Annotated in this window: 10 protein-coding genes and 1 tRNA gene; 5 read left to right on the top strand and 6 right to left on the bottom strand. The window is 67.5% G+C overall.

The annotated features are described in order from the left end of the window. Positions 1-4: 4 nt before the first annotated feature. Positions 5-2,731: a pyruvate dehydrogenase (acetyl-transferring), homodimeric type gene (aceE, locus tag HOW07_RS01985; RefSeq protein WP_079002358.1), complete on the bottom strand. Its 2,727-nt coding sequence runs from the start codon at positions 2,729-2,731 to the stop codon at positions 5-7. 241 nt (positions 2,732-2,972) lie between these two features. Between aceE and HOW07_RS01980 the strand changes: the two genes are divergently transcribed. Continuing rightward, on the top strand, positions 2,973-3,443 hold the full coding sequence (locus HOW07_RS01980; protein WP_064293656.1) for a peroxiredoxin: 471 nt from the start codon (positions 2,973-2,975) through the stop codon (positions 3,441-3,443). Between the two features lie 39 nt (positions 3,444-3,482). On the opposite strand, the gene HOW07_RS01975 is transcribed toward HOW07_RS01980, so the two are convergent. Then, the gene (locus HOW07_RS01975; RefSeq protein ID WP_175115949.1) at positions 3,483-4,007 is read right to left on the bottom strand and encodes a dihydrofolate reductase; all 525 of its coding nucleotides are present in this window, start codon (positions 4,005-4,007) and stop codon (positions 3,483-3,485) included. After that, on the bottom strand, positions 4,004-4,813 hold the full coding sequence (locus HOW07_RS01970; RefSeq protein ID WP_121290926.1) for a thymidylate synthase: 810 nt from the start codon (positions 4,811-4,813) through the stop codon (positions 4,004-4,006). Before HOW07_RS01970 ends, HOW07_RS01975 begins: the two co-directional genes overlap by 4 nt. A gap of 153 nt (positions 4,814-4,966) precedes the next feature. On the opposite strand from HOW07_RS01970, the gene HOW07_RS01965 reads away from it, so the two are divergent. Further along, a tRNA-Val gene (locus HOW07_RS01965) sits at positions 4,967-5,042 on the top strand. 14 nt (positions 5,043-5,056) lie between these two features. Here HOW07_RS01965 and HOW07_RS19740 read toward each other — a convergent pair. Together HOW07_RS19740 and HOW07_RS01955 are read right to left on the bottom strand one after the other, a co-directional pair. Next, positions 5,057-5,362: a hypothetical protein gene (locus HOW07_RS19740; protein ID WP_217485145.1), complete on the bottom strand. Its 306-nt coding sequence runs from the start codon at positions 5,360-5,362 to the stop codon at positions 5,057-5,059. Between the two features lie 650 nt (positions 5,363-6,012). Next, positions 6,013-7,170 carry an ROK family protein gene (locus HOW07_RS01955; RefSeq protein ID WP_371743550.1) on the bottom strand — a complete coding sequence of 386 codons (1,158 nt, stop codon included), beginning with the start codon at positions 7,168-7,170 and terminating at the stop codon, positions 6,013-6,015. 137 nt (positions 7,171-7,307) lie between these two features. Here HOW07_RS01955 and HOW07_RS01950 point away from each other — a divergent pair, with 137 nt between their 5' ends. Then, complete coding sequence (locus HOW07_RS01950; protein WP_217485075.1) at positions 7,308-9,815, top strand: glycoside hydrolase family 2 protein; 2,508 nt, start codon at positions 7,308-7,310, stop codon at positions 9,813-9,815. Between the two features lie 58 nt (positions 9,816-9,873). Here HOW07_RS01950 and HOW07_RS01945 read toward each other — a convergent pair whose 3' ends face one another. After that, the gene (locus tag HOW07_RS01945; protein WP_175115946.1) at positions 9,874-12,105 is read right to left on the bottom strand and encodes an alpha-galactosidase; all 2,232 of its coding nucleotides are present in this window, start codon (positions 12,103-12,105) and stop codon (positions 9,874-9,876) included. 166 nt (positions 12,106-12,271) lie between these two features. Between HOW07_RS01945 and HOW07_RS01940 the strand changes: the two genes are divergently transcribed. Further along, positions 12,272-13,978, top strand: a complete 1,707-nt coding sequence (locus HOW07_RS01940; protein ID WP_175115945.1) for an ABC transporter substrate-binding protein — start codon at positions 12,272-12,274, stop codon at positions 13,976-13,978. A 52-nt stretch (positions 13,979-14,030) separates the two neighbouring features. Next, positions 14,031-15,020 carry an ABC transporter permease gene (locus tag HOW07_RS01935; RefSeq protein WP_175115944.1) on the top strand — a complete coding sequence of 330 codons (990 nt, stop codon included), beginning with the start codon at positions 14,031-14,033 and terminating at the stop codon, positions 15,018-15,020. Positions 15,021-15,066 lie beyond the last annotated feature (46 nt).

The raw sequence follows: 15,066 nt of genomic DNA, 5'->3' as shown, positions 1-15,066 counted from the left end.
GGAATCAGCTCTCGCCACCCGCGTTGCCGGTGTTGCCGGCGTTCACGTCGTGGAGGCGGTAGCGGTCGATGGCCTGCTGCGGGAGGCTCGCATCGACCTCACCTCGAGCAGCGAGCTGCTGGAGGGTGCGGACGACGAGCGACGGGCCGTCGATCTTGAAGAAGCGACGGGCAGCGGCGCGCGTGTCGGAGAAGCCGAAGTCGTCGGCCCCCAGCGTCGCGAAGTCGCCCGGCACGAACTGACGGATCTGGTCCGGCACGGCGTGCATGTGGTCGGTCACGGCGACGAACGGGCCTGCGGCACCGCTCAGCTTCTCCGTGACGTAGGGCACACGACGCTCCTCCTGCGGGTGCAGGAAGTTGTGCTGGTCGGCGGCGAGACCGTCGCGACGGAGCTCGGTCCAGCTCGTGACGCTCCAGACGTCTGCGGAGACACCCCAGTCGTCGGCGAGGAGCTGCTGCGCCTCGATCGCCCACGGGACCGCGACGCCGGAGGCCATGAGCTGGGCCTTCGGGCCCTGCTTGTCGCTCGTGCTGATGCGGTGGATACCGCGCACGATGCCGTCGACGTCGACACCCTCGGGCTCGACCGGCTGGACGAGCGGCTCGTTGTACACCGTGAGGTAGTACATGACGTTCGGGTCCTGGTGCTCGCCGCCGTACATGCGCTCGATACCGCTCCGCACGATGTGCGCGATCTCGTAGCCGTAGGCCGGGTCGTAGCTCACGACCGCGGGGTTCGAGGAGGAGAGGAGCAGCGAGTGGCCGTCGGCGTGCTGGAGGCCCTCACCCGTGAGCGTCGTGCGACCGGCGGTCGCGCCGATCATGAAGCCGCGGGTCATCTGGTCGCCGGCCGCCCAGATGGCGTCTGCGGTGCGCTGGAAACCGAACATCGAGTAGAAGACGTAGACCGGGATGAGCGGCTCGCCCTGCACCGAGTACGAGGTTCCGATCGCCGAGAAGGCCGCGATGGCACCCGCCTCGTTGATACCGACGTGCACGATCTGACCCTGCGGGCTCTCCTTGTAGGCGAGGAGCAGTTCGCGGTCCACCGAGGTGTAGTGCTGACCGTTCGGGTTGTAGATCTTCGCGCTCGGGAAGAACGCGTCCATGCCGAAGGTGCGTGCCTCGTCGGGGATGATCGGGACGATCCGGTTGCCGAAGTCCTTGGCGCGGAGGAGGTCCTTCAGCAGTCGGACGAACGCCATGGTGGTGGCGATCTCCTGCGTGCCGGAGCCCTTCTTCGCCGCCGCGTAGGCGGAGTCGTCGGGCAGGTTCAGCTGCGTGTACTTGCTGCGACGCTCGGGGACGTAGCCGCCGAGCGCGCGGCGACGCTCGTGCAGGTACTGGATCGCCTCGTCGTCCTCGCCCGGGTGGTAGTACGGCGGGAGGTAGGGGTTCTCTTCGAGCTGCGAGTCGGTGATCGGGATGCGCATCGTGTCCCTGAAGGTCTTCAGGTTGTCAAGCGTCATCTTCTTCATCTGGTGGGTCGCGTTGCGGCCCTCGAAGCTCGGGCCGAGGCCGTAGCCCTTGATGGTGTGCGCGAGGATGACCGTCGGCTGGCCCTTGTGCTCGCTGGCCGCCTTGAACGCCGCGTAGACCTTGCGGTAGTCGTGGCCGCCGCGCTTGAGGTTCCAGACCTCGTCGTCGGTGTAGCCCTCGACGAGCTTCAGGGCACGCTCGTCCCGGCCGAAGAAGTTCTCGCGGACGTAGGCGCCGTCTTCCGTCTTGTACGTCTGGAAGTCGCCGTCGGGCGTGACGTTCATGAGGTTGAGGAGCGCGCCGTCGGTGTCGCGGTTGAGGAGGTCGTCCCACTCGCGGCCCCAGATGACCTTGATGACGTTCCAGCCGGCGCCGCGGAAGAAGCTCTCGAGCTCCTGGATGATCTTGCCGTTCCCGCGGACGGGGCCGTCGAGGCGCTGCAGGTTGCAGTTGATCACGAAGTTGAGGTTGTCGAGGCCCTCGTTCGCGGCGACCTGGAGCTGACCGCGGCTCTCGACCTCGTCCATCTCGCCGTCGCCGAGGAACGCCCAGACCTGCTGGTCGCTGGCGTCCTTGATGCCACGGTTCGTGACGTACTTGGCGAGGTGCGCCTGGTAGATCGCGTTGATCGGGCCGAGACCCATCGAGACCGTCGGGAACTGCCAGAAGTCCGGCATGAGGCGCGGGTGCGGGTACGAGGAGAGCCCGTGCGGCGCGTGCGACTTCTCCTGGCGGAAGCCGTCGAGCTGGTCGGTGCTGAGGCGGCCCTCGAGGAAGGCGCGAGCGTAGGTGCCGGGGGAGGCGTGGCCCTGGATGTAGATCTGGTCGCCACCGCCCGGGGCGTCCTGGCCGCGGAAGAAGTGGTTGAAGCCGACCTCGTAGAGCGCGGCCGACGACGCGTAGGTGGAGATGTGTCCGCCGACACCGATGCCGGGGCGCTGCGCGCGGTGCACGGTCATGGCCGCGTTCCAGCGGATCCAGGCACGGTAGCGGCGCTCGATGTCCTCGTCGCCCGGGAAGTCGGGCTCGTTCTCCGAGGCGATGGTGTTGATGTAGTCGGTGGTGGGCACCATCGGCACACCGAGGTGCAGTTCCTTCGAGCGCTTGAGGAGGCTCAGCATGATGTCGCGGCCGCGCCCGCGGCCACGTTCGTCGACGAGGGCGTCGAGGGACTCATTCCACTCGGACGTCTCCTCAGGATCGGCGTCTACGTGGTTGGACGAGTATGGATCCTGGTCGTGAACAGTCACCGTCGACCTTTCTCTCGTGGCAGATCGTGCCTGGGTTGTGATGGTGAACTCCATGCGTCCTGATGGGTATGGACGCGGGCGCCACCTTTCACCCTATCCGGTCACCCCAGGGAACGGTGACCGAGCGGCGCGCCCCTCCGGGTTTGTGCAGCTGCGGTGCGGGGTTAGGATGTGTGACCGGATCGGACCCGTCCACCGCTCGGGCGATCCGGAGCAGGCGAACCCGCCTGAAAGGACCCTCATGGCACTCGAGAACGACACCCTGGCACCCGACTTCGAACTGGCGAACCAGTTCGGCGAACTCGTCAGGTTGAGTCAGTTCCGCGGCAGTTCGGCTGTCGCCCTCGTCTTCTTCCCGCTGGCGTTCTCGGGGACCTGCACGGGGGAGCTGTGCGAGTTGCGCGACAACCTCAGCCTGTTCACGGACGACCAGGTCACGCTCGTCGGTATCTCCGTCGACTCCAAGCACACGCTGCGGGCGTGGGCGGAGCAGGAGCAGTACGGCTTCCAGCTGCTCGCCGACTTCTGGCCGCACGGCCAGGTCGCCAAGGAGTACGGGGTGTTCCTGCAGGAGAAGGGGTTCGCGAACCGCGCGACCTTCCTCATCGACCAGCAGGGCATCATCCGTGAGAGCTTCATCACGGCACCGGGCGAGGCTCGCTCGCTCGCGGCCTACCGCGCCGCGCTCGAAGAGCTGCGTCAGCCGGCCTGAGCCGTCTCCCGCGCCGATCGATCCGGTTCGCCGGGCGTTTCAGCCGGTGATGGCGATCTCGGGCGCACGCTCGTACCGGATGAACCGGTAGGGGACACCCGTGCGTGACTCCGACCAACCGTGTGCCGGGTCGATCGTGACCGGCACCCACTCCTCGCCGATCGTGGGCGCGAAGGTGTCGCCGGCGACATCGAGGTCGAGTTCGGTCACCTCGAGCCGGTCGGCGAGCGCGAGCGCTTCGGTGAAGAGACCGGCGCCGCCGGTGACCCACGCCTGGCCGTTACCGGCGAGCTGTGCCGCTTCGAACGCGTCCTCCAGGGAGTGCGCGACGATCGCGCCGTCGGCGGACCACGCGTGATCGCGGGTGACGACGATGTTCGGACGTCCTGGGAGCGGACGGAACCGCGGGGGGAGTGAATCCCAGGTGCGACGTCCCATGATCACCGCGTCCGACCCGGTGAGCGCCTTGAAGTGCGCGAGGTCCTCGGGGACGTGCCAGGGCATGTCGCCGTCGGCACCGATGACGCCGTTGTGGGCCTGAGCCCAGATGAGCGCCAGGCTCATACGGCGACGGCCGCGCGGATGGCGGGGTGGTGCTGGTAGTCGACGATCTCGAGGTCGTCGTACTCCACGTCGAAGATGCTGTCGCGCTGCGTGTTGATGCGCAGCCGTGGGTAGGGGAACGGTGCGCGCGTGAGCTGCTCCGTCACCTGCTCGACGTGGTTGTCGTAGATGTGGCAGTCGCCGCCGGTCCACACGAAGTCGCCGACCTCGAGGCCGACCTGCTCCGCGACGAGGTGGGTGAGGAGCGCGTAGCTGGCGATGTTGAAGGGGACGCCGAGGAAGAGGTCTGCGCTGCGCTGGTAGAGCTGGCAGGAGAGCTTGCCGTCGGCGACGTAGAACTGGAAGAAGGCGTGGCACGGGGCGAGCGCCATGTTGGGGATGTCGGCGACGTTCCACGCGGAGACGATGATCCGGCGCGAGTTCGGGTCGGTGCGCAGCTGGTCGATGACCTGCGAGATCTGGTCGATGTGCGAGCCGTCGGGGGTCGGCCAGGACCGCCACTGCACGCCGTACACGGGGCCGAGTTCGCCCTGGTCGTCGGCCCACTCGTCCCAGATGGTCACGCCGTGCTCCTGCAGCCAACGGACGTTGCCGTCGCCGCGGAGGAACCAGAGGAGTTCGTAGGCGATGGACTTCCAGTGCACCCGCTTGGTGGTGATGAGCGGGAAGCCCTGGGAGAGGTCGAAGCGGAGCTGGCGGCCGAACACACTGCGCGTGCCGGTTCCGGTGCGGTCGCCTTTGGCGGCGCCGTGCTCGAGCGTGTCGCGCAGGAGGTCTTCGTACGGGGTGGGGATCGTCGTATCCATCCCCTCGATCGTACGGCCAGCGACCGTCACCGCGCCCGACCGATCGTCCGGTGTCGTGTCGGAGCCATGAGACCGGGGTTGTGGAGCGTTCCGGCTCCGACGGAGACTCCGGCTAGACTCGACGAGTCGCATCGGATGGTTCCATCCGATCGCGGGCCTTTAGCTCAGCTGGTAGAGCGCCACGTTTACACCGTGGATGTCGTCGGTTCGATCCCGGCAGGGCCCACCACCTCCTGCCGGGAGTCAGCTGCCGCGGTCCTGCCCGTCGATGATTCGGCCCGCCTCCGGCGAGGGCACTCCCGGACGAGGGCCGGGGCTGGTGGTCGCCGCCCAGCTAGCGAGTATCCTCAGTGCGTCGGCCGACGGTATCCCAGGTTCTGCGGTGTAGGTCTGCTGGGAGCTCGAACGCGTCGTCGCTGAGTTCGAGGTCGCCGACGACGGGGTGACGGGGCGCTTCGCCTCCGTCCGGTGAAAGCGCACGTTGTGGGCCGCCCAGAGGGCGTGGAAGCGCTCTGACCGGTTGGACAGCTCGCCGACGAGATCGCTCAGCCGTTAGTCGTAGGGGTTGCGGCCCGCTTCGCCACGGAGGGTTGCGACGAGCTCCTGGATGTTGCGATCCCAGTCGGGGAAAAAGTCCTGGGCCGCTGGGCCGATGGAGTTGTTCTTCGGCACCGCGCTGCACCAGTGTGCTACTCGTCGCCTTCGCAGCCTCGATCGGGGTGGCTCCGCGGACGCTTCGCCGAACAGACCGTCCGCGGTCGCCGGTGGATGTGGGTCGGCGTCGGTCTCATCCTCGCCTTGAACATCTCGAGTCTGCTCATTCCTCGTGATCCTCGCAGGCATCGTTCTGCTCGTCGTCTTCATCGTCAGCGAACGACGCCGCACGAAGCGGGACGCAACCGCGGCACCGGCACCACAGCTCGGCTGACAACGGCAATCCCGGCGTACTGATGCCATCGGTCAGCAGAAGCGGCAGGACATTTAACGCTTCGCTCGCGATCTGCGTGCCGCGACCAAGCGGGCGGCTCGCGGAACAGGGGCGCGGTTCGCAGCGGCATCCTCGGCCAGCCGCGGCCACGACCTCTGCTCCCGGAGTCCCTGGGTCCGAGACTCCGTACCTGAGTCGGACAGGATGCATGATCCGCGGGTGTCGGACGCCGCCGGTCGCACCTCGAGACCCGGTGTCGGACGGGCTCGTGCTAGAAGCGGAGCATCAGACGGATGGCCGCGACCGCGCCGGCCCGCGCCCACTCGGTGAACTCGAACGGGACGACGTCGAACTGGACCGGATCATCGCTCGGGAGCCGCACGCTTTCGAGCGTGCGCTGGACGCGACCGCCCGCGAACTCGAGCACGGCGAGGCCGTCACCGGTGAGGATGACGCGTTCCGGGTCCAGGCCGTTGATGACCGTGCCGAGGATCACCCCGAGGGCCTTCCCGGCGTCGTCGAAGGCGTGCAGCGCTGCGGCGTCACCCGCGCGGGCGAGAGCGACCGCGGTCGGGTAGTCGAGGTCCGCCGTGCCGATCGAACGGACGATCGATTCGCTCGTGAGGTAGACGCTCGCGCAGCCGGGATGCCCGAGTCCACAGCTCGGTCCGCGGGAATCGACGAGCACGTGGTCGAACCGCCCGGCACGACCGTTGTGGCCCGTCAGCACCCTGCCGTCGACGATGAGCCCGAACCCGATCCCGGCTCCGATCGTGACGAGGGCGAGCGATTCGGCGCCGGCACCGACGCCGAACCAGTGTTCCGCGGCTGTCAGTGCGTGGACGTCGTTGTCGGCGGTGACCGGGATCCCGAGACGCTCGCCCAGCAGCTCGGCGAGCGGGACGTCGCGCCACTGCAGGAAGTACGAGACCGTCACGATCTGACGCCCATCGATCCCGGCGATGTCACCGGCCAGACACACGCCGGCTGCACAGATACCCTTGTAGTCCTCGGCGAATCGTGTGTGGATGCGGACGATCTGATCGACGGTGTCGGCGACGGTGGTCGACACGAGGGGCTCCTCGAACTGCGCGACGATCTGGGCGCTCAGATCCGTCACGACGGCGAAGACCGCATCGCCCGTCAGCTTCACGCCGAGGAAGTAGTGGGTGTCCCGGCGGACGACGAGCATCTCGCTCGGGCGCCCCATCGCACCGCGGAGTGCGACCTCGCCCTCGGAGATCATCGAGTGCTCCATCAGGACGCGGGTCGCGCGCGTCAGGCTCGCGCGGGAGACACCGAGCCGGCGAGCGATCTCGGCTCGGGGGAGTGGCCCGTACATCAGGAGTTCTCGAAGCGCGCCGCGCTCGGCGTCGGGGAGGTACGGCCAGGAGGACGAGCCCTCTGCGATGGCGTGGGCGTCCGTCACTGGTCCCCGCTTTCTCAACGATGTCGACATCGGGAGCCTATCGCTCTGGCCGTGCTTGACGCACTTTGTAAACTTAGGTAATAAAGTAGCAGACGATGATCCGGTCGTCATCGAATCGCCACGACGCAAGGATGCTCATGACGTACACCCCGCTTCATTCCGGCTGGACACTGACCGCCGTCTCGGGCCCCAGTCCAGCAGGGCTCGGTGGGATCATCATCCCGGCGACCGTCCCCGGTTGCGCCCATCTCGATCTCCTCGCCGCAGGACGGATCGCCGACCCCTTCGACCGGGACAACGAAGCGTCCCAGCAGTGGATCGGCAGCACCGTCTGGCGCTACGAGAACACCTTCGCGTGGCAGGAGGACGGTGCCGAGCGGCACGACCTCGTGGCCGAAGGGCTCGACACCGTCGCCACGATCGAGCTGAACGGTTCTCTGGTCGCACGGACGGAGAATCAGCATCGCAGCTACCGTTTCGACATCGCCTCACTGCTGGTCGTCGGCGAGAACCGGCTGACGATCACCTTCGCCGCCCCCGTGGAAGAGGCCGAGGCGCGTTCCGAGGCGCACGGTGCACGCCCGCACGTGAACCACCACCCCTACAACGCGCTGCGTAAGGCGGCGAGCAACTTCGGTTGGGACTGGGGGATCGACGTCGCGACGAGCGGCATCTGGAAGGCGATCGGTATCGAGAGCTGGTCCATCGTGCGCATCGTGTCGGTCCGGCCGCTGGTCGACCTCGCGGACGACGCCGACGGTGTCGCCGGGCTGCTCGACGCCCGTGTCGAGCTGGAATGGGCGAATACCGTCACGACGGCGGCGATGGCCGACTGCACCGAGGCGGTCCGGCTCCGGGTCAGCGTCGGCGACACGGCGGACGACGTCGTGGTCTCGCCCGGCGTCTCCGAGGCACGTCTCGTCCTGACCGTCCCGCAGGTCGACGTCTGGTGGCCGATCGGTCACGGCCCACAGCCGTTGTACGACCTCTCGGTGGAGCTCGAGACCGGGACGTCGCACCCGACCGGGACACCGGAGGGCTGGCGATCGCGCGTGGGCTTCCGCACCGTGACCGTCGACATCGCGCCGGACGCCTTCGGTGGTCCGTTCAACGTCATCGTCAACGGCGAGCTGATCCAGATCCGCGGAGCGAACTGGATCCCCGACCATGCTTTCGTGACCGAGATCGACCGTGCGCGGTATCGGCGTCGTGTCGCGGATGCGGTCGATGCCAACATGAACCTCCTGCGGGTGTGGGGCGGCGGCATCTACGAATCAGACGACTTCTACGACGCGTGCGATGAGGCCGGGATCCTGGTCTGGCAGGACTTCCTCTTCGCCTGTGCCGCCTATGCGGAGGAGGACTGGCTCGCAGCGGAGGTCGAAGCCGAGGCACGCGAGGCGATCACCAGGCTCAGTCCGCATCCCTCGCTCGTGATCTGGAACGGCAACAACGAGAACATCTGGGGCTTCGTCGACTGGGGGTGGCGTCAGGCGCTCGACGGTCGCACTTGGGGTGACGGGTACTACCGGGAGCTGTTCCCAGCGCTCATCGCCGAGCTCGACCCCAGCCGGTCGTACTCGCCGGCGAGCCCGTACTCGTTCTCCGAGTACCTGCACCCGAACGACGCCGCGCACGGGACGATGCACATCTGGGACGTCTGGAACCGCCTGGACTACACGGAGTACCGCGAGCATCGGCCGCGCTTCGTCTCCGAGTTCGGCTTCCAGGGTCCGCCGGCATGGTCGACGCTCGTCGACGTCGTGCACGACGAGCCCCTCGAGCCGTATGGTGCGCAGATGCTCGTGCACCAGAAGGCCGAGGACGGAAACCTCAAGCTCGAGCGCGGTCTGCACGGCCACCTGCCGGACCCGCGCACGATCGAGGAGTGGCACTGGGCGACCCAGCTGAACCAGGCGGCGGCGATCCGGTTCGGCATCGAACATTTCCGTGCGCTCACGCCGCTCAACACCGGTGTCATCGTCTGGCAGCTGAATGACAATTGGCCAGTCGTCTCCTGGGCAGCGGTCGACTTCGCGGAGCGCCGGAAGCCACTGTGGTTCGCGCTACGAGCGGTTTACGAACCCCGTCTCGCCACCATCCAGCCCAGTGCAGACGGACTGGTGACCGTGCTGTTGAACGACACCGCCGAAGCGTGGGTGGGCGAGGTGGTCCTTCGGAGGATGTCGTTCGACGGCACGGTGCTCGCGACAGCGGCCGCGGAGGCATCGATCGATCCGCGCGGGGCGACCCGCATCGTCGTGCCCGTCGGCGTCGCCTCGGTCATCGATCCAGCGCGCGAGATCGTCACCGCGACGCTCGCGGGGTTCGCGACCGCGGTCCACGATCCCTCGGAGGTCGTCGATCAGGCGCTCGAGCCCGAGGCGGTACGGGCGGAGGCGATCGTCTCGGACGAGGATCCGGCCGTGTACGTCATCACCGTGACGGCGACGAGCTACGTACGGGACGTCACCATGCTCGTCGACCGGGTCGACGCGTCGGCGCGGGTCGATCTCGGGATGGTCACCCTGTTGCCCGGGGAGCGGGCGATCTTCCGAGTGGACGCCCGCCCCGGACTGGACCCTGCGGCGTTCGTGGCCGAAGACGTGTTGCGACACGCGAACGGCTTGCTCGCCGGACGCTGATCCGCAGGTCCTACGTCGAAGCCCACTCCGCATCAGCGGAGTGGGCTTCGACGGTCGATCAGGCCGTCGTGACGTGGAGGATGAGCGCCTGGGCCGGCCAGAGTGGGGGTATCTGCAGGCCGACGGTCCCGAGCGCGGAACCCGGCAGCGTGACCTCTCCGGCCGAGATCCACGCCGGGGTGGCGAAGCCGTGGTCCGACGCGCCGATCTCGCCGCGCAGCCGGACGCGGTAGCGGACGTCCGGGGTGAGGCCGTGGAGCCGGATACGTTCCGGCATGGAGTCCTCGAGGGTCGCGACGCTCGCGATGGTGAACACCGCCTCCGATCGATCCTGCGCGACGGCTCCCACGACGCGGAGAGCCGGGTCACGGACGTCGGCGTGGACGGCTGTGCCGGTGTGGATCACCTGTCGCAGCTCCTTGTAGAGAGCCGCCCAGCGCGTGATGACGGCCAGTTCGTCCGGCGTGCATTCGGCGATGTTCCATTCGAAGCCCGCGGACCCCATGAGGCTCGTCGCCAAGCGGAACGAGAGCGCGGTCGTCCGCCCCGAGGAGTGTGCCGTGGTCGGCCCGACGTGTCCGCCGACGAGCTCGGGCGCGAGCAGGAGCTGCGTCCATCGCTGGATGTCCTGGCGTTCCACAGGGTCGTTCGAATCGCTCGCCCACACGCGGTCGGCGACAGCGAGGATACCGAGGTCGCTGCGGGCGCCGCCCGAGGAACACGATTCGATCTCGAGCCCCGGGTGGAGCGCCTTGAGCTCCGCCATCAGACGGTACAGCGCCTGCGTCTGCAGGTGCGTCCCCGGCCGACCGTCGTGCGTCGCCTCGACGAGATCCCGGTTGTGATCCCACTTGATGAAGTCGATCCCGAGATCGGAGACGAGTCGATGCAGGTGGTCGAACACGTACACGTAGGTGTCGGCGCGTGCGATGTCGAGCACGTACTGGGTGCGCCAGGAGAGGTGCTCCGGGGTCGGCAGGTGGTCGGGGGCGTGGAGCAGCCAGTCGGGGTGCGCCCGCGCGAGGTCGGAGTCGAGGTTGATCATCTCCGGCTCGAACCACAGCCCGAACTCCATGCCGAGCTCGTGCACCCGCGTGGCGAGCGGTTCGAGGCCATCCGGCCAGACGTCGCGGTCCACGATCCAGTCTCCGAGTCCTCGGGTGTCGTCGCGCCGACCGAGGAACCATCCGTCGTCGAGGACGAACCGTTCCACACCGACCTCAGCGGCTCTCTCGGCCAGTTCCAGCAGGAACTCCGGGTCATGCTGGAAGTAGACGGCCTCCCAGGTGTTCAGGACGAGCGGACGAGGACGCGTGGGGTGCTGCGGGCGGGCGCGCTCGAACCGGTGGAACCGTTCCGACAGTCCGTCGAGTCCGGCATCGGACCAGGCGAAGTAGGTGATCGGGGTCGTATACGCCTCACCGGGCTCGAGGGCGATCTCGCCGGCACGAAGCAGCTCACCGGCTCCGATCACATCGACCGAGTCCGGCAGTCGGTCATTGCGGTACGTGCAGTCCGCGCTCCACCCGAGGTGCACTGCCCAGAGCTCTCCGGTGCGGTCCCTCGGACGGTCGACGGAGAGCAGGTAGAGCATCGGGGCGTCGTGTCCACCGCGCCCCCGCCGGGTCTGACGCACGGTCGAACCGCGAGGAACGCCGGTCGTGTGCGGAGCCTTCTCCCGCGTCCACCGACCGGCGAACGTGGTCAGGTGATCGGTGGCCTTCGGTGTCGGGAGGGTCGCCTCGAGCCAGTCGACGACGACGGCTCCGGCCGGATCGTCCTGCGTCGCGGTCCGCTCGAGCCGATGGACGAGGGAGACGATGCCGCCGGTCTCGATCGCGAGCGTCGAGGTGAGCCGCAGGCCGTGCACGTGGTCCTCCGCCGTGACCGTGGTGGCCGACCGGTCGGTGGAAGGAGTGCAGTCCACCCGCGACCAGCGCAGATGGACGGGCGTGTCGTCGCGTCGCAGTTGGATGCCGGGTCGCCCGGCCCAACCGTCGCCTTCGACGGGGAGGATCGAGGCCTGCCAGGCGGCATCGAGCGAACCGGGGCGGGTCTGGCGGCTGAGTGCGTCCTGGAGGTCCTGGAGGGCTTCGTCGTCGAATGTCCCGAGGTCCGCTCCCCAGTGCAGCACACTGGGCAGGGTGGCGTGACGAGCCCCGGTGCCGGAGGGGGCGCCGGTCGCGATGACGAGTGAGACGCCGTCCCTTCGAAGGTGGACGACAGGGGGTGTGAGGGGACGCGAGGCGGCATCATCGCCGCGGAGCTGTGTGTCCACGAGGTCGGTCATGGGGCCCTTTCGAAACGGGGTCTGGTCGGCACGAGTTCGTCCGAAGTGCTTGACGCACATAATTTACCTAAGTAACAATGGTGCCGTCGGGTGGAAAAATCCACCCCCACTCACGAAGTCGGCGTCGACTGCCCTCAGCGGTCCGCGCCCTGGGAAAGGATCAACGATGTTCCTCAACACCACGGGCTCCCGGCCCCGCCGCCGCACCTGGGTCGTGGGCGCGGTCGCCGCCGCCGCAACGGCCCTCCTGCTCTCCGGCTGCTCGCCGTCGAGCGGCTCCAGCGGTTCCTCCGCATCCGCCGCCGACACGCTGGTCGCCTACACCGGTCAAGCCGGCGACTATCAGATCAACTTCAACCCCTACTCGCCGTCCAGCATCGGTGGCATCGGGACGATCTACGAGTCGCTCTTCTTCGTCACCAACGTCAACACCGAGGCCTACAAGCCGCTGCTCGGCACCGAGTACACCTGGAGCGACGACGGGACGCAGCTCACGGTGACGGTCCGGGACGGTGCGAAGTGGTCGGACGGCAAGCCGTTCACGGCGAAGGACGTCGCCTTCACCTTCGACCTGCTGCTGAAGACACCCTCCATCAACACCAGCGGTTTCGACGGCACCGTCCAAGCGACCAGCGACACCGAGGTCGTCTTCACCTGGGACCACCCGGCATTCGTGAGCGGTCCGACCCTCCTCGGCCGCACCCCCATCGTCCCCGAGCACCTCTGGAAGGACGTCGACCCGACGACCGACGTCGTCGACAAGCCGGTCGGTACCGGTCCGTACACGCTCGGGAACTTCAAGGCGCAGGCGTTCACCCTCGTCTCGAACCCCGACTACTGGGACGGCGAGCCCGCGGTGAAGGCCGTGCGGTACCTCTCCCTCTCCGGCAACACCGCCGGAGCCGACGCTCTGGCCGCCGGAACGATCGACTGGCAGACCGGCCCGGTCCCGGACATCGAGAACGTCTCCAAGACCTACCCGGGTTACGAGGCGATCACGATCCCTCAGAACCAGATGGCGCTGCTCACCTGCTCCAGCACCGCCCTCGGCTGCGCCGGCCCGCAGACGGACCCCGCAGTCCGTCAGGCCATCTCGGCAGCCCTGAACCGCGACCAGATGAACTCCCTCGCGTTCCAGAACACGGCCAGCGACATCTCGCCGACGTTCGCACTGACCACGACGCAGAAGGACCTGATCTCCGCGAACGTCGCCGAGCCGGTGCTTCCGAACACGCCCGACGCGGCGAAGGCGAGCAGCCTGCTCGACGGTGCGGGCTGGGTCAAGGGCTCAGACGGCATCTACGCGAAGGACGGCGAGAAACTGTCGCTGACCGTCGAGGTCGTCACGGGCTGGACCGACTACATCACCGCGATCGACACCATGGCCCAGCAACTGAAGGCCGTCGGCATCGACCTCAAGGTCGCCCAGTCGTCGTGGAACGAGTGGACCGACAAGAAGAGCAAGGGCAACTACCAGCTCGCCATCGACTCGCTCGGTCAGGGCGCCGCCTCCGACCCGTACTACCTGTACGACAAGTACTTCAACTCCGCTTTCACGGCACCCGTCGGTGAGATCGCACCGCAGAACATCGCCCGGTTCAGTGACCCCGAGGTCGACGCCGCGCTGGCCGTACTGAAAGCGACCAACCCGACCGACACCGCGGCGCGACAGGCGCAATTCGACATCATCCAGGCGAAGATCGTCGCGGACATGCCGTACATCCCGATCATGACCGGCGGCACGACCAGCGAGTTCCACAGTGAGAAGTTCAGCGGCTGGCCCACGCTCGACGATCTGTACGCCTTCCCGGCGATCTGGGCGTCTCCCGACAACGCGGAGATCTTCAAGTCGCTCAAGCCGACGGGGAAGTGAGCATGGTCGTCGCCGAGAAGGAGCGCGCCGGTCGGCGCGGGGGAGGGACGTCGTGAACTACTTCGTCCGCAAGCTGGGGTTCTACGCCATCGCACTCTGGGCGGCCTTGACCATCAACTTCCTGATCCCGAGGCTGTTGCCGGGCAACCCGGTCGACATCCTGCTCGCCAAGCTGCAACAGCGGGGCGGCATCGTCACCCCCGACACCCGCAAGGCTTACGAGCTCCTTCTCGGCGGCGATTCCTCCGAACCACTGCTGCTCCAGTACTGGAACTACCTCGTCAACGTCTTCCGCGGTGATCTGGGTGTCTCGGTCAGCTACTTCCCGACGCCCGTGACCGAGGTGATCAGTACCTCGCTCCCGTGGACGATCGTGCTCGTGGGCATCTCCACCGTCCTGGCCACCGTCATCGGCGTCTCGCTGGGTGCGATCGTGGGTTGGAAGCCGGGCACCTGGCTCGACTCGCTCGTGCCGGCGACGACGCTGCTGGCCGCCGTCCCGTACTTCTGGCTCGCCCTCATCCTCGTCTACGTCTTCGCCACGACGCTGAAGCTCTTCCCCTCCCAGGGGGGCTACGACGTGATCCTCGATCCTGCATTCTCCTGGGAATTCATCGCCTCGGCCATCCAGTACGGGTTCCTCCCGGCGCTCACGATCGTGATCGCCTCGCTCGGCGGTTGGCTGCTCGGCATGCGCAACATGATGGTGTCGACGTTGTCGGAGGACTACATCCTCACCGCCCAGGCGAAAGGCCTCAGCCAGGGCCGGATCCTGCGGAACTACGCGGCCCGGAACGCCGTGCTGCCGTCCGTGGCCGGATTCGCGATCTCCCTGGGCTTCGTCGTGTCGGGGTCGATCGTGACCGAGCAGGTGTTCTCCTATCCGGGTATCGGGTCGAAGCTCCTCTCGGCGGTCACGAACAACGACTACGCGCTCATGCAGGGCATCTTCCTCTACATCACCCTCGCGGTCCTCGGGGCGAACCTCATCGTGGACCTCTTCTATGGCCTCATCGACCCCCGCACCCGGGTGAGCGTCTGATGCCCCGGCGCACGATCCGTGTCTCACCGTCGGCGAAGCCGATCGT

Source organism: Plantibacter sp. MCCC 1A11337 (assembly GCF_013349365.1).
GTDB lineage: Bacteria > Actinomycetota > Actinomycetes > Actinomycetales > Microbacteriaceae > Plantibacter > Plantibacter flavus_A.
Note: the sequence above shows the minus strand (reverse complement) of the source record. Positions and strands in the feature narration are given on the sequence as shown.